14 protein-coding genes are annotated in these 17146 nt (G+C 70.9%); 3 read left to right on the top strand and 11 right to left on the bottom strand.

What is annotated here, in order from left to right; all coding sequences use genetic code 11:
- Positions 1 to 509 precede the first annotated feature (509 nt).
- The gene (tyrS, locus tag ACWGJO_RS37275; protein WP_452190100.1) at positions 510 to 1778 is read right to left on the bottom strand and encodes a tyrosine--tRNA ligase; all 1269 of its coding nucleotides are present in this window, start codon (positions 1776 to 1778) and stop codon (positions 510 to 512) included.
- 292 nt (positions 1779 to 2070) lie between these two features.
- On the opposite strand from tyrS, the gene ACWGJO_RS37270 reads away from it, so the two are divergent.
- The gene (locus ACWGJO_RS37270; RefSeq protein ID WP_359911434.1) at positions 2071 to 2601 is read left to right on the top strand and encodes an HNH endonuclease; all 531 of its coding nucleotides are present in this window, start codon (positions 2071 to 2073) and stop codon (positions 2599 to 2601) included.
- A gap of 148 nt (positions 2602 to 2749) precedes the next feature.
- On the opposite strand, the gene ACWGJO_RS37265 is transcribed toward ACWGJO_RS37270, so the two are convergent.
- The 7 genes from ACWGJO_RS37265 to ACWGJO_RS37235 form a co-directional block, all read right to left on the bottom strand.
- Positions 2750 to 4777 carry an outer membrane protein assembly factor BamB family protein gene (locus ACWGJO_RS37265; RefSeq protein WP_452190098.1) on the bottom strand — a complete coding sequence of 676 codons (2028 nt, stop codon included), beginning with the start codon at positions 4775 to 4777 and terminating at the stop codon, positions 2750 to 2752.
- A gap of 118 nt (positions 4778 to 4895) precedes the next feature.
- On the bottom strand, positions 4896 to 5201 hold the full coding sequence (locus ACWGJO_RS37260; protein WP_452190097.1) for a 4a-hydroxytetrahydrobiopterin dehydratase: 306 nt from the start codon (positions 5199 to 5201) through the stop codon (positions 4896 to 4898).
- 98 nt (positions 5202 to 5299) lie between these two features.
- Positions 5300 to 5479: a DUF1272 domain-containing protein gene (locus ACWGJO_RS37255; RefSeq protein ID WP_360354225.1), complete on the bottom strand. Its 180-nt coding sequence runs from the start codon at positions 5477 to 5479 to the stop codon at positions 5300 to 5302.
- 38 nt (positions 5480 to 5517) lie between these two features.
- Entirely contained in the window at positions 5518 to 6276 is a 759-nt protein-coding gene (locus ACWGJO_RS37250; RefSeq protein ID WP_452190096.1) for a sulfite exporter TauE/SafE family protein, read from the bottom strand.
- A gap of 184 nt (positions 6277 to 6460) precedes the next feature.
- Positions 6461 to 7510 carry an SPFH domain-containing protein gene (locus tag ACWGJO_RS37245; protein WP_452180399.1) on the bottom strand — a complete coding sequence of 350 codons (1050 nt, stop codon included), beginning with the start codon at positions 7508 to 7510 and terminating at the stop codon, positions 6461 to 6463.
- Positions 7511 to 7520: 10 nt separating this feature from the next.
- Positions 7521 to 7943, bottom strand: a complete 423-nt coding sequence (locus ACWGJO_RS37240; protein ID WP_359911452.1) for an NfeD family protein — start codon at positions 7941 to 7943, stop codon at positions 7521 to 7523.
- A gap of 120 nt (positions 7944 to 8063) precedes the next feature.
- Complete coding sequence (locus tag ACWGJO_RS37235; protein ID WP_359911455.1) at positions 8064 to 8855, bottom strand: ABC transporter ATP-binding protein; 792 nt, start codon at positions 8853 to 8855, stop codon at positions 8064 to 8066.
- A 149-nt stretch (positions 8856 to 9004) separates the two neighbouring features.
- On the opposite strand from ACWGJO_RS37235, the gene ACWGJO_RS37230 reads away from it, so the two are divergent.
- Positions 9005 to 9808, top strand: coding sequence for a hypothetical protein (locus ACWGJO_RS37230; protein ID WP_452190095.1), 804 nt, complete (start codon positions 9005 to 9007; stop codon positions 9806 to 9808).
- Between the two features lie 1024 nt (positions 9809 to 10832).
- Here ACWGJO_RS37230 and ACWGJO_RS37225 read toward each other — a convergent pair.
- The 3 genes from ACWGJO_RS37225 to ACWGJO_RS37215 all read right to left on the bottom strand — a co-directional run bounded on the left by ACWGJO_RS37225 (position 10833) and on the right by ACWGJO_RS37215 (position 15493).
- Positions 10833 to 11489 carry a response regulator gene (locus ACWGJO_RS37225; protein ID WP_380353187.1) on the bottom strand — a complete coding sequence of 219 codons (657 nt, stop codon included), beginning with the start codon at positions 11487 to 11489 and terminating at the stop codon, positions 10833 to 10835.
- A complete protein-coding gene (locus ACWGJO_RS37220; protein WP_452190099.1) occupies positions 11482 to 12579 on the bottom strand; it encodes a GAF domain-containing sensor histidine kinase in 1098 nt (365 codons plus the stop codon). Before ACWGJO_RS37220 ends, ACWGJO_RS37225 begins: the two co-directional genes overlap by 8 nt.
- Before the next feature lie 286 nt (positions 12580 to 12865).
- Positions 12866 to 15493, bottom strand: a complete 2628-nt coding sequence (locus ACWGJO_RS37215) for an FHA domain-containing protein (RefSeq protein WP_452190094.1) — start codon at positions 15491 to 15493, stop codon at positions 12866 to 12868.
- 222 nt (positions 15494 to 15715) lie between these two features.
- On the opposite strand from ACWGJO_RS37215, the gene serB reads away from it, so the two are divergent.
- The gene (serB, locus tag ACWGJO_RS37210; RefSeq protein ID WP_452190093.1) at positions 15716 to 16978 is read left to right on the top strand and encodes a phosphoserine phosphatase SerB; all 1263 of its coding nucleotides are present in this window, start codon (positions 15716 to 15718) and stop codon (positions 16976 to 16978) included.
- The last annotated feature ends 168 nt before the right edge of the window (positions 16979 to 17146 follow it).

Below are 17146 nucleotides of genomic sequence, written 5' to 3'. Positions count from 1 at the left end.
CCCCGATCGAACGATCGAGGCCGGGGATGTCAACATATCTGGCGTTGACTTTTGGCACGCTGTTGAGTTCTCAAGGAACGGACGCTTCCTTCGGATCGCCTTCCAGCGGACCCTCCGGGCTTCGTTCTTTCGTGTTTCCAGCTTATCAGATGTTTTCCGCTCCGTTTTCCGGAGTTTCATTCATCCAATTTCCCGAACTGGTCGGGTCTGCTTTTCGCGACGTCCCCCACATTAGCTCATTTCGAGTGCTACCCGAAATTCACGCTCACCCGGTCGGCGGGAATGCCAAGAAGCCCATTTTCATGGGGATCAGAGTGAGAGTGGGTCTTGCTGAGTGGGATGGCCGCTCCAGCGACTCGTTCAACACTAGGCCACCTGGAGGACATCGTCAAACGTCGAGGGCCGGATCTGTCCAGATCCGGCCCTCGGGGCTCAAAGACGCAGCTCAGAGCAGGTGTGCTTCCAGCCAAGCTTCAACCGGCCGGTCCGTCGACCAGCCCGTCGGCCAGTCAGCCGGCGGCGACCAGCTCCGCCGCCGCCAGGTTGCGCTTTCCACGCCGCAGCACGAGCCAGCGGCCGTGCAGCAGGTCGGCCTCGGTCGGCACGGCCTCCTCGTCCGTCACCTTGACGTTGTTGAGGTAGGCGCCGCCTTCCTTGATCGTCCGGCGGGCGGCCGAGCGGCTCGGCGACAGACCGACGGCGACCAGCAGGTCGACCACCGTCTGGAGCTCGGACACCTCGGCCTTCGGGACCTCGGCCAGGGCGGCGGCCAGGGTCGGGGCCTCCAGATCCGCGAGGTCGCCCTGGCCGAACAGCGCCTTGGACGCGGCGACCGCGCGCTCGTACTGCTCGGCGCCGTGCACCAGCGTGGTGAGCTCCTCGGCGAGGGCGCGCTGGGCGAGACGGGCGGCGGGGCGCTCGGTGGTCTCGCGCTCCAGTTCCTCGATCTCATCCTTCGAGCGGAAGCTGAAGATCCGCAGGAAGTTGGGGACGTCCCGGTCGTCCGCGTTCAGCCAGAACTGGTAGAAGGCGTACGGGGTGGTCAGCTCGGGGTCGAGCCAGACCGTACCGGACTCGGTCTTGCCGAACTTGGTGCCGTCGGCCTTGACGATCAGCGGCGTGGCCAGAGCGTGGACGGACTTGCCGTCGGCCTTGCGGATCAGATCCGTGCCGGCGGTCAGGTTGCCCCACTGGTCGCTGCCGCCGGTCTGCAGGGCGCAGCCGTAGCGACGGTTCAGCTCCAGGTAGTCCATGCCCTGGAGGATCTGGTAGCTGAACTCGGTGTAGCTGATGCCCGCGTCGGAGTTGAGCCGCCGGGCGACGGCCTCCTTGGCGATCATGTTGTTGACCCGGAAGTACTTGCCCACGTCGCGCAGCAGGCTGATCGCCGACATCCCGGACGTCCAGTCCAGGTTGTTGACCATTCGTGCCGCGTACGGGCCCTCGAAGTCGAGGAAGCGCGAGATCTGGCCGCGCAGGCGCTCGACCCAGCCGGCCACCGTCTCGGGGTCGTTGAGCACGCGCTCGGCGGTGGGCTTCGGGTCGCCGATCAGGCCCGTGGCGCCACCGACCAGGCCGAGCGGGAGGTTCCCCGCCTGCTGGATGCGGCGCATGGTGAGGATCTGCACCAGGTTGCCGAGGTGCAGGCTGGGGGCCGTCGGGTCGAAGCCGCAATAGAACGTGACCGGGCCGTCCGCGAACGCCTTGCGCAGTGCGTCCTCGTCAGTGGACAGGGCGATCAGCCCACGCCACTGCAGCTCGTCGACGATGTCCGTCACGGTCACGCTTCTCCTTCGATCGGGCGTCCGACCAGTGCTGGCCCGGTTCGATCGGGCCCCGGGTCGGTACGACTCCAGCCTGATAGAGCCTACGCGGTTCCGGCCAGCGAGTTTCCCCGAGGCACCCCATCATGCTGGGCAGCCCGCTCTCCCGGTCCCTCCCCCGATACCGGAAATTCCGTTGTTCGACGGCTGTGGGCCCATTCAGAGTGGTTCCACCGCCGTGCGGCGGCAGTGACGTGTGTGGAGACGGTCGTGCCGCCGTGGCACGCCCGCGGGAAGGGTGTGCCAAGTGCGCAACACGCTGGTTCTGAACGCGAGCTACGAGCCCCTGACGACGGTGTCGCTCCAGCGCGCCGTCGTCCTGGTGCTCCAGGACAAGGCGGTGGTGGAGCAGGCGCATCCGCTGCGCTCGATCCGGGGGACGGGCGTGGCCGTCCCGGTGCCACGGGTGATCAGACTGCAACGGTACGTACGGGTGCCGTTCCGACAACAGGCTCCGTGGTCACGGCGGGGTGTCCTGGCCCGGGACCAGCACCTGTGCGCGTACTGCGGCCGGCGGGCCACCACGGTGGACCACCTCCAGCCCAGGTCGCGCGGTGGTGCCGACAGCTGGATGAACACCGTCGCCGCGTGCGCGGAGGACAACCAGCACAAGGCGGACCGCACACCGGAGCAGGCCGGGATGAAGCTGCTGCGGCGGCCGTTCGAGCCGACGCCGCAGGCCAGTCTGATGCTGGCGCTCGGTCTGCGCAGCTCGGAGGTCCGGGACCTCGCCGACTGGCTGCCGGCCGTACCGGGTCGGCCCGTCTCCGCGGCGTGAGGCGATTGCCGGGAGGCTGTTCGCGGGAGACGGCTCGCGGGAGGCGGTTCCGGGGAACGGGAGCACTCTCGACGTTCTCGACCTGAGGGCACTCTCAGCGCCGGGGCGGCGGGTGGGGCGGCGCCGGCGTGGTACAGGGCGGAAGGCCTCAGTCCTTCGCCTGGTACCCCGCCGCCGTGCCGTAGTTGGTCGAGTGCTCAGGCACCACGACCACCTGTCCGCCGCCGATCAGCACTCGTCCGGAGATCAGCAGTGAACCGGTGCCGGCCGGGAAGTTGCCACCGGTCGCCTCCTGGCCGCCCGCCAGCGGGAACCTGCTGAGACGGGCGGGCTGGTCACGGCGTTCGTCGGCGGCGAGCACCAGCGATCCGCCGTCGATGCCGATCGCCCGGACGGCGCCCTTCGCGGCGCTCGGCACCTTCCAGCGCTGCTTGCCGGTGTCCAGGTCGTAGCCGACCGCGGCCACCAGCCCGCCGCCGTTCGGCGGTTCCAGGGTGGTGACCATCGTGCGGCCCTCGAAGTAGACGCCAGGAGTGGCCGAAAACATACCGTGGGCGACGTCCAGCCGGCCGCCGTCGACGGCCACCGGGATCTCGGCGGCCGGGTCGCCGCCCGCGCCCCAGGCGAACACCCGGTCGTCCTCGGGCTTCCCACCGGTCGTGAGGACCACGGACGGCTCGGCGGACAGCACCGTCACCGTCTTCGGCTGATTGTTCAGACCCCGCCACCAGCCGACCTTGCCGTCCGCGATGTTCAGCGCGACGGCCTGGTCGGCGGGGGTCGAATCGGCGCAGGAGGAGGCGACGAGCACGGTCTTTCCGCTGACGCCGCCGGACAGGGTGCAGAACTTGCCCTGGCCGGTGTACTGCCAGACGTCCTTCCCGTCGGCCGACTCCCAGGCCAGCGCCCGGTCGTCGCTGACGGCCACCACCTTGTCCTCGGTGACACCGACCCGCGCCGAGTAGGCACCCTTCGTGTCCGAGAGGGTCTTGGTCCACGCGGTCCTGCCGGTCTTGGTGTCCACGGCGGACAGCAGCGTGCAGGGACTCTTCGGATCGGCCTGCGGACGGAACAGCGCCGCGCCCAGGCCCGCCTGGTTCACTCCCGCCGACAGCCCGCACGGGACGGCCCCGGCGGCTGGCGGCTCCACCGACCAGGTCGGCTTGCCGCCCGCCCGGTCGTACGCGCGGACACCGGCGCCGTCGGCCCGGACCACCGCGTCGGCCAGCAGCCAGCTGCCGATCAGCGTGTCGTCGCCCCCGGCCGGACCGGCCACGGTGGGCTGCGCGGCCCAGGCCCTGGTGTGCGCCACCGCGAAGCCCGGCTCACCGCCGCTGCTCGCCGCCGCGCTGCCACCGCCCTCGGTTCCGACCATCAGCCCCGCCGCCACCAGCACCCCCAGCGCGGCCACCCCGGCACCGGTCCGCACCAGCAGGGCCTTGCGGCTGGGCACGTGATCCCCTGCCAGCACCGCGTCGGCGGCCTTGCGTGCCTTGGCGGAGAGCGAAGAGGCCGCGCCCGTGCCGGCACGGGCACCGGAGCCACGGCCGGCACCTCGGCGCGTGGAGGCCCGCGACGGCGAGGCGGGCTCGGCCTGCGACTCGGGGGCCTGGTCCGTGGCAGTCTCCGCGGACTGCTCCGGGACGGTCACGGGCACCTGCCCGGCCTCTTCGAGGTGCACGTAGCCGTCCGCCGAGTACTCCGCCCCGGCCGGGACGTACAAGCCCTCCCCGGCGGGCTGCCGCGGGGCGGCGTACGGTGTGGCGGCCTGATGCGGCTGCGCGTGGTCCGGGTACTGCGGATACGGCTGGTACTGCTCCTGAACGCCGCCGTAGTGGCCTTGATCCTGGCCCTGGACGTAGCCGCCCTCGACATAGCCGGTCCGGCCGTATCCACTGTGGTCGTAACCGCTCTGGTCATAGTCGGCCCGGTCATGACCGGCCTGGCCGTAGCCGGTCTCGTAGCCGGTGTGTCCGTAGACGTCTTGGCCGAGCTGCGGCTGCTGCCCGTACTCGAGCGAGCCGTAACCCGCCTGCTGCTGCGGCTGCCACTGCGACGGCTGCTCCGGCGGCTGCTGCTCGGAGTACCCGCCGTGCCCGCCGTTCTGCCAGTCCGAGTGGCCCTCGGACGGCCACGGCTGTTGGGGGTGGGCGTCTCCGAAGGGCTCCTGCGCCATCCGTTCCGTCCCTCCCGAGCCATCTGCCTGCCGATGCGGCAGTCAGCATCTCACGCCCGCCCGGAGAGGCGGCCCGGGCCCTCGGTCGGACGGGCCCGGGCTCCTCGGTCGTGCCGCGTCAGGCCGCCGACTCGACGCGCAGTGCCTCGTCGATCCGGGCGGCAAGGGTGAAGTCCAGCCCGGTGAGGCCACCGGCGCTGTGGGTGGACAGGACGAAGCGCAGGGTTCGCCAGCGGATGTCGATGTCGGGGTGGTGGTCGAGCGCCTCGGCCTGCTCGGCGACGGAGACGACCACCCGGATCGCAGCCGGGAAGTCCGGCGCGTCGGCGGTACGGGCGATGCTGCCGCCCTCCCGCTTCCATTGGGGCAGCGCCGCCAGGGCTGCCGTGATCTCGTCCTCGTTCAGCCGCGCCCTGCTGCTCATCGCCGCACTCCTGGTGGGTCGTCCGGTGGGTCGTCGCTCCGGGGCCGGGGCTCCGGAGCCCGGGATTCCGGGCCGTTCAGAGTGCCCGGGAACCGGTGTCAGGCGGCCTTCCGGCGCGGACGGGCCACCAGCTCGCCGCCGCAGTTGGGGCAGGTGGCGGCCATGGCCTCGGTGCAGTCCGGGCAGAAGGTGCACTCGTAGGAACATATCGAGGCGCGGCCGTCCGCGGTCAGCGACACCGCGCAGCGCTCGCAGCTCTCACGCATCTCCAAGGCCATGGCGTACTCCTCCGACCTGCATACGGTCTGACAGTCGTTCAACTCAACAACAGCTTGGTGACGGCCACGAGGCCAACCACCACGATGACGACGCGCAGCGCGGTCGGCGGGAGGCGACGGCCGACCTTGGCCCCGAGTAGGCCTCCGACCAGCGAACCCGCCGCGATCAGACCGGCGGCGGCCCAGTTCACGGTCGAGGTGAAGAGGAAGAAGAGCGCGGCGACCGCGTTCACGATCAGCGCCAGAGCGTTCTTGACCGCGTTGATCCGCTGGAGTTCCTCCTGGAGCAGCATGCCCATCAGCGCCATCAGCAGCACGCCCTGCGCGGCACCGAAGTAGCCGCCGTAGATGCCGGTCAGGAACACCCCGACCAGCAGTACCGGGCTGCCGTCCGGATCGCCGCCGGGGCGGCGGCGGGCGGCGACGGCCTTGGCCACCCGGGGCTGGATCACCACCAGCACGAGCGCCAGCAGGATCAGCGCCGGGACGATCGCGTCGAAGGCCCCGCTCGGCAGCTTGATCAGCAGCAGCGCGCCGAGCAGCCCGCCGAGCAGGGAGGCGGTGCCCATGCGCAGCACGCGGCGCCCTTGGTCGGCCAGTTCGCGGCGGTACCCGATCACCCCGCTGAGCGAGCCGGGGACCAGGCCGAAGGAGTTGGAGACATTGGCGGTGACCGGTGGGATGCCCACGGCGAGCAGAACCGGGAAGGTGATCAGCGTGCCGGAGCCGACGATCACGTTGATCAGCCCGGCGCCGACGCCGACCACCAGGACGGCGATCGACTCCCAGAGCGTCATGGGTCACCTCTCCTCTCGGTCCTGTCCGAGGGGATCATGCCGGACGGCCCTGCGGGCCGACCAGACCCGCCCACGATTTCGGGACGCACGCCACAGTGCCCGGTACGTACGCTTCGGCACCGTGAAAGGCCGAGGGCCCGCCACCTCTCGGCAGCGGGCCCTCGGCGAAGCACGGTTCGGCCGATCACTCCGGGTCGATCTTCGGGTACTCCCGGGCCGGGTCCACCCGGGGACGGGCAGCGCCCTTCTCGGTGTCCACCGGCCGCGGGCCGGACGCCGGATCCAACGGCACCTGGGTGGCGGCCGGGACCGTCTGCGGGACACTGGGCGCCGCGACCGCGCCGCCGTTCACCCCGCCGTTGCCGGTCAGGCCGGTGAAGGCACCGCCGAGGCCCTTGAGCGCGTCGCCGACCTCGCTGGGGATGATCCAGAGCTTGTTGGAGTCGCCCTTGGCCAGCTCGGGCAGGGTCTGGAGGTACTGGTAGGCGAGCAGCTTCTGGTCGGCGTCGCCGTCGTGGATGGCCTCGAAGACCGTCCGGATCGCGGCCGCCTCACCGTCCGCGCGCAGGACCGCGGCCTGCGCCTCACCCTCCGCCTTGAGCACCTCGGCCTGCTTCTCACCCTCGGCCTTGAGGATCTGGGCCTGGCGCTGGCCCTCGGCGGTGAGGATCGCGGCGCGCTTGTCCCGGTCGGCGCGCATCTGCTTCTCCATCGAGTCCTGGATGGAGGTCGGCGGCTCGATCGCCTTCAGCTCGACACGGTTGACCCGGATGCCCCACTTGCCGGTGGCCTCGTCCAGGACACCGCGCAGGCCGGCGTTGATGACCTCTCGCGAGGTCAGCGTGGACTCCAGGTCCATCGAGCCGATGATGTTGCGCAGCGTGGTGACGGTCAGCTGCTCGATCGCCTGGATGTAGCTGGCGACCTCGTACGTCGCGGCGCGGGGGTCGGTCACCTGGTAGTAGATGACGGTGTCGATGTTGACGACCAGGTTGTCCTGGGTGATCACCGGCTGCGGCGGGAACGGCACAACCTGTTCACGCAGGTCGATCCGGTTGCGGACGCGGTCGATGAACGGGACGACGATGTTCAGCCCTGCGTTGAGCGTCCGGGTGTAGCGGCCGAAGCGCTCCACGATCGCGGCGCTGGCCTGCGGGATGACCTGGATCGTCTTGATCAGCGCGATGAAAGCCACCACGACCAGGACGACCAAAACGATAAGGACGGGTTCCACGGACTCTCCCCTAGACGACCAGGGCGGTCGCGCCCTGGATTTCGACGACGTCGACCTGCTGTCCAGGCTGGTACACCTGGCCCGGGTGAAGCGCACGGGCCGACCAGATCTCACCGTTCAACTTGATCCGCCCGCCCTCCCCGTCGACGGTTTCCGCGACGACCGCGGTGGCGCCCTGGAGCGCCTCGATGCCCATCTTGACCTGCGGGCCCTTCTGAAGCTGCCGGTAGGCGATCGGGCGGACGAAGACCACCAGTGCGACCGAGACGACGACGAAGGTCAGGGTCTCAGCGACCACTCCCCCGCCCAGCGCGGCCACGACGGCGGCGGCCAGCGCCCCGACCGCGAACATGGCGAACTCCGGCATCGCGGTGAGCACCAACGGTATGCCGAGCCCTGCGGCGGCCAGGAGCCACCAGATCCAGCTGTCCACACGTCCATCCTAGGGAGCGAAGGCCTTCGAAGCGGACAGTTCCCGCAGGTCGAGGGGCGGAAACCGGTCGCGCGTGCGACCGGTTTCCGACGGCCTTCCGGATGAGCGGACGAAGGGGCCTCAGCCCAGCGGCAGACCCTGGGCCGACCAGCGGTCTCCGTGCCGCTCCAGGGTGAGCGGCAGGCCGAAGCACTTGGAGAGATTACGGGCGGTCAGCTCTGTGTCGATCGGGCCGGCCGTGAGCACCTTCCCCTGTCGGATCATCAGGACGTGGGTGAAGCCCGGCGCGATCTCCTCGACGTGGTGGGTGACCATCGCCATGGCCGGGGCGAACTCGTCCTGGGCGAGCGCGCCGAGCCGGCGGACCAGATCCTCGCGGCCGCCGAGGTCGAGGCCGGCCGCAGGCTCGTCGAGCAGCAGCAGCTCGGGGTCGGTCATCAGGGCGCGGGCGATCAGGGTGCGCTTGCGCTCGCCCTCGGAGAGGGTGCCGAACTTGCGGTCGGTGAGGTTGGCCATGCCGAGGCGGTCGAGCAGCGCGAGGGCCCGGACCTCATCCGACTGCTCGTAGGTCTCCTGCCAGCTGACCGTCATGCCGTACGCGGCAGTGAGGACGGTCTGGAGCACGGTCTGCTCGGCCGGCAGCTTGTCGAACATGGCGGCGCCGGCCAGGCCGATCCGGGAACGCAGCTCGAAGACGTCGATCTCGCCGAGCTTCTCACCCAGCACCGTGACCTTGCCCGAGGTCGGGAACAGGTACGAGGAGGCGATCTGCAACAGCGTGGTCTTGCCGGCGCCGTTCGGGCCCAGGATGACCCAACGCTCGCCCTCGGAGATGGACCACGAGACCTGGTCGACCAGCGCGCGCCCCTCCCGGACCACGGATACGTCCACCAGCTCCAGCACGTCGCTCATGCCTACGCCTTCCCCAAAAACAAGATTCTCGGCCGTCGGTGCGGGCGGCGAGCCTACTCCGGCAGCCGGTGGGCACGGGGTGGGTGCGCCGCACACGCATGGGCAAACCTACGCCACGCGGATGACCGCCGATTCCGTAGGCTGGCCGGATGCTCGTGACTCCTGCCGACAATCCGTACGAAGAGCCCCGTTCGGGGCGGCTCACCGCATGGGGCAACGCCTTGCTGGCGGGCCTGGTGCCGCCGGACGACGCCGCCGCGGCCGTCCTGGGCCGGGACGAGATCCACCGGGTCACCGGACTGCCCGGCGACGAGCCCGGCGAGCAGCACGGGCTGACCTGGGCGCTGGGGCGGCTGCGGGTGCTCGGTACGAAGGGCCTGCGTCTCGCGCTGCCCTCAGCCGGGCATCCGCTCGGGCTGACCGGTCCGAAGGCCTTCAACGAGCAGGCCATGAGTGTGGGTGAGGCCGTCCTGGCCGTGGGTGCACCACTCGGGCTGGTGCCGGAGGTGGAGGTGTACGGCCCGGCCGGCGACCGCTCGGCCACCGTGCTGTGGCGTTGTTCCGAGGTCAACGACACACCTCCGGCGGACGTGCCGTCGCTCCACGAGGCCGAACGTGAACTGGCCGACGGGCTGCGGGAGGCGACCGTCATGCTCGCCCGCCTCGACGTGGCCGGCGCCGGACCTGAGGCCTTGCGCGCCCTGGATGCCTACCGCCGCCGTGGCCACAGCGAGCTGCTCGCTCCCGGGTACCCGCCCCGGGCTGTCCGTGTCCTGGAGTCGGCCCGCCAGGTGTCCGCCCTGCTCTCCATCGCCTCCGGCGGCCACGGCGCTGCCGTCAGCGCCTCCGAGATGGCGGCCCGCCAATCCGCCCTGGCCCCGCTGCGGCGCACCGCCCGGCGCGCCCAGGTCGCCGCCTACAACGCCCTCGTGGACGAGCGAGACGATCGCTGAGAGGTGCCGGGCCCCGGAGTCGGCGGCGGCGAGCGCGATCACCTCGGCGCGCTCGTATCTGCCGTCGGGCCCGGCGGCCGGGCTTCCCGGCACCGTCGTGGCCACCAGCCGGCACCGGGGCCACCCCAGGACTTCGGCTGCCTCCTCCGCCGAGTAGCTCTCTGCGAGTCTCCGTTCCAGCGCCTCGGCCGCGGCCCGTGCCGTGGCCGCAGCCTTGTGCATGCGCTCCGTGACAGTTTGCTGCACCACGGCATACGGGACGGCGGCCAAGGCCTCCCGGCTGTAGGTCGGCCAGCCCCGGTATCCGCCGCAGGGGCGTAGCTCTCCGGCGGCGGCGAGCCGCCTGATGTCCTCAACGATCACCAGCAGACCTGTGGTGTGGCCCAACACCGTGGCCGCCTTGGCCGCCCCCACGGGCGGCACGGCGCCGAGCGCGAGGATGATCTCCTCGGTGCGGGCCTTCAGCTGTACCTCGACGAGCGCCGACCACGTGCCGTTGTCGAGGTCCGGCTCGGGGATCAGTTCACGTTCCCGTGCCAGGTTGAACTGCCAACGCCGCATGCGCAGTCGGCGTCTCAGCAGCTCTGGCCCGTAGGCCTCCCGGTCGCGGGCTGTCTCCCGGGCCAACCTCGCTCTGCGCTCGACGGCCTCTGTTGCACGATTCTCTGCCCTCACCACCTGACATCCGGACAAGGGGCGTCCTGGCGCCCGCCCTCGGCCTCCGTTCTCGGCAGTCGGTTGCGACCCGGGCCCGGACATCGGAGGCTCGTCGAACAGGCGGCATGTCACCTCAAGCTCATGGGCCAGCACGACAGGCCCGCACTGATTGCGCATCGCGTTCATCCGGCCCTCCCTCGGGATCGGTGTCGGCGATCAGCCTGGCACAGCCGAATGGCAATGGATCACCTGGATTCGGGCTAACCCTGCCGAACGGCACATGCTGGACCACCGCTTGACGCCCTGTCTGGCCGAAAACCTGCCGATCGGCACGGCGCCCGCGCCAGTACGTCGCGCCCCCGGCGCGCTACCCCTCTCGGGCCTCGCCGTGACGAACGGCCCAGAGTGCCGCCTGGGTGCGGTCGCTCAGGTCCAACTTCATGAGGATGTTGGACACATGGGTCTTCACCGTCTTCTCCGAGAGGTGCAGACTGCGGGCGATCTCCCGGTTGGAGCGGCCATCGGCGATGTGTCCGAGCACTTCGCGCTCGCGCTCGGTGAGCGTGCCACCGCGGCCCTGCGGGACGCGCGGGCCGTCGTCGGCGAGCAGGGCCTCGGCCAGTTCGGGCTGGAGCAGAACGTGACCGGCGTGCACCGACCGAATCGCCCCGGCCAGCGCCTCCGGGTCCACGTCCTTGTACACGTACCCGGCCGCACCGGCCCGCAGCGCGGGAACCATCGTGCGGTGCTCAGTGAAGCTGGTGACGATCAGGATCCGGGCGCGGCTGCCCTCGCCCTTGAGCGTGCGCAGCGCCTCGATGCCGTCGACGCCGGGCATCTTGAGGTCCATCAGGACGACATCGGGGTCGAGCTCACGGGCCCGGTCAATACCCTCCGCCCCATCGGCGGCCTCCCCGACCACCTCGATGTCGTCCTGGACCTCCAGGAAAGTGCGCAGCCCTCGCCGAACCACCTGGTGGTCGTCGACCAACAGGACACGGATCGACGGCGTGCTCTCAGGCACCGGGGACCTCCATCTCGACGAGCGTCCCCCGACCGGGGGCCGATTCCAGGGTGAGTGTGCCGCCGACGGCGGCCGCGCGGTCGCGCATCGAGGCCAGGCCGAGGTGACGGCCTGCTCGCCGGACGGACTCCGGATCGAAGCCGCGCCCGTCGTCGTGCACGCGCAGCACGGCACCGCGCGCAGGCGTCCCGGCCAGGGTGATGGTGACCCTGCGGGCGCCGGAGTGGCGCAGCGCGTTGTGCAGCGCCTCCTGGGCGACTCTCAGCAGTGCGGCCTCCTGGGCAGGCGGCATGGCCCGGACCCCGTCGGCGGCGAAGGCGACGTCGGCGGTGTGCGCCCGGTCCAGGACTTGCACCTGAGAGGCGAGAGTGGCGCTGAGTCCATCCTCCTCCAGGGCTGCGGGACGCAGCTCCACGACGACCGCGCGCAGCTCGTCGGCGGCCTCGGCGGCGAGACGGGCGACCTCGGCGAGCTCGGCACGTGCCCGGGCGGGGTCGCGGTCGACGAGCTTGGCGGCCGCCTTGGCCGTGAGCCGGAGCGAGAAGAGCTTCTGCGAGACGGCGTCGTGCAGGTCGTGGGCGATCCGGGCACGCTCGCCGGCCAGCGTGAGCTCGCGGCTGCGCTCGTACAGTCGGGCGTTGGACAGTGCGAGGGCCGCGTGCGCGGCGAGGATCCGCAGGAGTTCCTCGTCGTGATCGGTGAAGAGGCCGCCGCCACGCTTGTTGGCGAGGAAGATGACGCCCATCACCTGCGGCTCGTCCTCGGCCGCGTCGGTGTCCAGGATCGGCATGCCCAGAAAGGCGTCCATATCGGGGTGGGCTGCGGGCCATCCTTCGAAGGTGGGTGCCTTACGGACGTCCGCCAGCCGGGTGGGGCCGGTCTCGTGCAGCATCACGGCGAGTACACCGTGCTGTCGGGGCAGCGGGCCGATCGCCCGCCACTGCTCGTCGGTGACACCGTCGACCACGAACTGGGCGAAGCCCCCGTGGTCGTCGGGCACGCCCAGGGCCGCGTACTCGGCGCCGAGCAGTCCCCTGGCGGAGGCGGTGATGCGGCGCAGCACCTCACGGACCTCCAGGTGCCGGCTCATGGCGAGCAGTGCCTGGCTGACGGCCTCGATCCCGGACAGGCAGGGTTCGCAGGCGGGCAGCGGGCCCCGGTGGATCCGGTGGTCTCCGGTGGTGCTGGACATACCGCCAAACTACCGCCGCCCCGGCGACCGCCGCGTCCGTCCGCGGCCGCCCCGGGCCCAGGTCCGGGGACCTAGGCCGCAGGGCCCGCCCGGAGTCTCGTGGGAGCGCCCGGAACGCCGAGGGGCGGCCCTCCCTGTTGGGAGAGCCGCCCCTCGGCCTGCCGCCGCAGAGTCGGAGAAGTGGTCAGCCCTTCTGCATGACCTCGGGCTCGTGCCGGCGCTGGAGCCGGGTCACGAGGACGCCGATGGCGACGGAGATGGCGATCAGCACGCCCGCGTCGATCGCCCACTGGGCGACGCTGTGCTTCCAGAGCGGGTCGTAGTTGGGGTTCTGGAAGTCCTTGTTCCAGGGGCCCATGAGCACGGACAGGTCGAGCGTGGTGGACGCGATGCCGGTGCCCCAGCGGGCCGGCATCAGCCAGGCGACCTGCTCCAGTCCGGGCTTGCTGAAGATCTGGAAGAGGCAACCGGTGAAGACGACCTGGATGATGGCGAACATGACCAGCAGCGGCATGGTCTTCTCGGCGGTCTTCACCAGCGCGGAGATCATCAGGCCGAACATCATCGCGGCGAAGCTCAGCAGGATCATGCCGATGGTCATCTCGATGATCGGCAGGTTCTTGACGATCAGGCCGTGCTCGGGGAGCTTGCGCGGCAGGAAACCGACGGCGGAGATGATGGCGCCCTGGATCACGCTGAAGAAGCCCAGCACGATGATCTTGGACATCATGTACGCCGAGCGGGAGAGCCCGGTGGCTCGTTCCCGCTCGTAGATCGCCCGTTCCTTGATCAACTCGCGGACCGAGTTGGCCGCCCCGGAGAAGCAGGCACCGATCGCCAGGATCAGCATGATCGTCGCGGCGCCGCTGTTGAGGTGGAGCTGTGTCTTGGGGTTGGGTGCGAGCCCCGGTTCGTTGGGGATCAGCACGCTGACCGCGCCGATGACGGCGGGCAGCAGCACGGACAGCGCGAGGAAGCCGCGGTCCGAGGCGAGCACCGACATGTAACGGCGCATCAGCGTCCACAGCTGCGAGCCCCAGCTCTGCGGCTTCGGCGGCCTGACGGCCTCCTGGGCGACCTGGACGTGCTGCACCTCGCCCGCCTCCACAGTGGGCGCGGAGTACTGCTGGTAGTGCACCGAGCCGCGGTAGCGGCCGGCCCAGTCGTGCTCCGGGTAGTTCTCGAAGGCCTGGAAGACGTCCGCCCAGGTCTCGTACCCGAAGAAGTGCAGCGCCTCGTCCGGCGGGCCGAAGTAGGCCACCGAGCCGCCCGGCGCCATCACGAGCAGCCGGTCGCAGAGTGCGAGTTCGGCCACCGAGTGGGTGACGACCAGGATGGTGCGGCCGTCGTCGGCGAGGCCGCGCAGCATCTGCATGACCTCGCGGTCCATGCCCGGGTCGAGGCCCGAGGTGGGCTCGTCCAGGAAGATCAGCGAGGGCTTGGTGAGCAGCTCCAGGGCGACCGAGACGCGCTTCTGCTGGCCGCCGGAGAGCGCGGTGATCTTGTTGTCGGCTCGCTTGTCCAGGCGCAGCTCGTACAGCACCTCGTCGATCCGGGCGTCGCGCTCGCGCGCCTCGGTGTCGCCAGGGAAGCGCAGCTGGGCGGCGTACTTGAGGCCCTTCCGGACGGTGAGCTCGCGGTGCAGGATCTCGGACTGCGGCACCAGGCCGATGCGTGAGCGGAGCTCGGCGAACTGCTTGTAGAGGTTGCGGCCGTCGTACAGGACCTCGCCGCGGTCGGCCGGGCGGTAGCCGGTGAGGGCGCGCAGCAGCGTGGACTTGCCGGAGCCGGACGGGCCGATGACCGCGACCAGGGACTTCTCCGGGACGCCGAAGCTGACGTCGTCGAGCAGGACCTTCTTGCCGCCCTTGTGGTCGACCTCGACGGTCAGGTGGCGGGCGGAGAAGGAGACCGCACCGGTGTCGACGAACTCCTGCAGCTGGTCGCCGACCAGGACGAAGCTGGAGTGGCCGACGGTCAGCCGGTCCTGCGGGCCCATCAGCTGACGCTGCACCCGCTGGCCATTGAGGAAGATGCCGTTGTGGCTGCCGAGGTCGACGATCTCGTAGCGGCCGTCCGGGAGCTGACGCAGCTCGGCGTGGTGGCGGGAGACCTGGAGGTCGGACACCACGATGTCGTTGTCGAGCGCACGACCGATCCGGGCGGTGCGCATCGACGACGTCAGGTTGCGGATGATGGTCGGCTGCGGCCCGCCGCCACCGTGCTGCGGCGGGGCCTGGAAATCCTGCTGCTGCGGGAAGCCACCGCGCTGGGGCTGAGGCTGGGGCTGCTGCGGGGCCGGCTGGGCCTGCGGCGGCGCGTACTGCTGCTGCGGGAACGGCGGCTGGTCCTGCGGCTGCCCGGGCCAGGCCTGCTGCTGCGGCTGCTGGTACGGGTCGTGCTGCGGCCAGCCCTGCTGCGGGGCGGGCTGCTGGGGTGTGGGCACCGGGCCTCGGCTGGTGGCGGCCTCGTGCATCGGGGTGGCCTGTGGAGCCGCGGCCTGCGGAGCGGCGGCGTGCACGGGTGCGGAGAAGCCGAGCCGGGGGCCGTTCTCCGGATTGCCCAGGTTGACCACGGCCCCGGGGAACAGCTGGGCCTGCAGGGTGCGGGCCCCGGCCACGTACGTTCCGTTGGTGCTGCCGTGGTCGTCCAGCTGCCAACCGCTGCCGTTGAAGCTCATGGTCCCGTGCTGCCAGGAGACCCTGGCGTCCTCGAACGGGAAGTCCGACTGAGGGTTGCGCCCGATGGTGTAGGACCGCCCGGGCTCCAGAGTCCGCTGCTGTCCGTTGATCTCAATGACGAGTTGCGGCACTGCTCGCCTGCCCCGCTCTCTCGGTTCCCCCGAATTGTGGCCCCCGGCCGGGGCTGCGATGTTTCTCTGACTGACGGGGGGAATCATTTCAGCCCGCCGACCGTCGGTGAAAGTCGGCCCGGGCGACTGTGACCAGGCTGCTACCGACCCCGGACCGCGCCGTCCCGCGAGGTGGGACGGGTGCCCCCGGGCCGTCGGGCGCCCGGTAGCGTGGGAGGCACCATGAACGCATCGCCCCTGGCCGCTGAGCCCCTCCCCGCCGCCCAGCACCGGACCGCGGACGAGCGCACCCTGCTCGTCAAGGTGTTCGGCAAGGACCGCCCCGGCATCACTGCCGGCCTCTTCGCGACGCTGGCCGGCTTCGGCGTCGACGTCATCGACATCGAGCAGGTCGTGACCCGTGGCCGCATCACGCTCTGCGCGCTGGTCACCCCGCCCCCCGTACCCGCCGCCGAGGGTGGGCTGCGGGCCACCGTCCACCGCTGGGCCGACGAGCAGAAGCTCCAGGCCGAGATCCTCTCCGGCATCGGTGACAACCGGCCGCGCCGTGAGGGCCGTTCGCACGTCACGGTGCTCGGCAATCCGCTGACCGCCGCCGCCGTCTCCGCGCTCACCTCCCGGATCACCGCCTCGGGGGGCAACATCGACCGTGTCTTCCGGCTCGCCAAGTACCCGGTGACGGCGGTCGAGCTGGCCGTCTCCGGTGTGGCCACCGACGAGCTGCGGGCCGCGCTGGCCCAGGAGGCGGCCACCCAGCGGGTGGACGTCGCGGTGGTCTCCGCCGGGCTGGAGCGCCGGGCCAAGCGCCTGGTGGTCATGGACGTCGACTCCACGCTCATCCAGGACGAGGTGATCGAGCTGTTCGCCGCCCACGCGGGCTGCGAGGAGGAGGTCGCCGAGGTGACGGCGGCGGCGATGCGCGGCGAGCTGGATTTCGCCGAGTCGCTGCGGGCCCGGGTGGCGCTGCTGGCCGGGCTGGACGCCTCGGTGACCGAGAAGGTCCGCGCCGAGGTCCGTTTCACGCCGGGCGCGCGCACCCTGATCCGTACGCTCCAGCGCCTCGGCTACCAGGTCGCGGTGGTGTCCGGCGGCTTCACCCAGGTCACCGATCACCTGGTGGAGCAGCTGGGCCTGGACTTCGCGGCCGCGAACACCCTGGAGGTGGTGGACGGCAGGTTCACCGGCCGGGTGGTCGGCGAGATCGTGGACCGGGCGGGCAAGGCCCGCTGGCTGGCCCGCTTCGCCGAGCAGGCGAAGGTGCCGCTGGAGCAGACGGTGGCGATCGGCGACGGCGCCAACGACCTGGACATGCTGAACGCGGCCGGCCTCGGGGTGGCGTTCAACGCCAAGCCGGTGGTGCGCGAGGCCGCCGACACCGCGGTGAACGTGCCGTTCCTGGACACCGTGCTGTACCTGCTGGGCATCACCCGTGAGGAGGTCGAGGCGGCCGACGCGCTGCACGGCACCCCGACCGAGACCGAGTAGGAGCCGGCCCGGCAACGGCCGGTGGAGTGAGGCCCGAGGAACAGCCCGAGGAGGGCGCACGGCCCGCGGACACGGACCGTACGGCCTGCGGACACAGACGGACACAGGTGAGGGGCGCGCGGGGGCGCTGCGCCCGCCCCCCACCAGTGTTAGCCGGGGCACTACAGC

Source organism: Kitasatospora sp. NPDC054795, assembly GCF_053611565.1.
Note: the sequence above shows the minus strand (reverse complement) of the source record. Positions and strands in the feature narration are given on the sequence as shown.

Bases quoted from the DNA above. Each gene is read 5' to 3' on its own strand.
- ACWGJO_RS37265 (WP_452190098.1), bottom strand. From the start codon at position 4,777: ATGGCGCAGGAGCCCTTCGGAGACGCCCACCCCCAACAGCCGTGGCCG.
- ACWGJO_RS37260 (WP_452190097.1), bottom strand. From the start codon at position 5,201: ATGAGCAGCAGGGCGCGGCTGAACGAGGACGAGATCACGGCAGCCCTG.
- ACWGJO_RS37255 (WP_360354225.1), bottom strand. From the start codon at position 5,479: ATGGCCTTGGAGATGCGTGAGAGCTGCGAGCGCTGCGCGGTGTCGCTG.
- ACWGJO_RS37250 (WP_452190096.1), bottom strand. From the start codon at position 6,276: ATGACGCTCTGGGAGTCGATCGCCGTCCTGGTGGTCGGCGTCGGCGCC.
- ACWGJO_RS37235 (WP_359911455.1), bottom strand. From the start codon at position 8,855: ATGAGCGACGTGCTGGAGCTGGTGGACGTATCCGTGGTCCGGGAGGGG.
- ACWGJO_RS37230 (WP_452190095.1), top strand. From the start codon at position 9,005: ATGCTCGTGACTCCTGCCGACAATCCGTACGAAGAGCCCCGTTCGGGG.
- ACWGJO_RS37220 (WP_452190099.1), bottom strand. From the start codon at position 12,579: ATGAGCCGGCACCTGGAGGTCCGTGAGGTGCTGCGCCGCATCACCGCC.
- serB (WP_452190093.1), top strand. From the start codon at position 15,716: ATGAACGCATCGCCCCTGGCCGCTGAGCCCCTCCCCGCCGCCCAGCAC.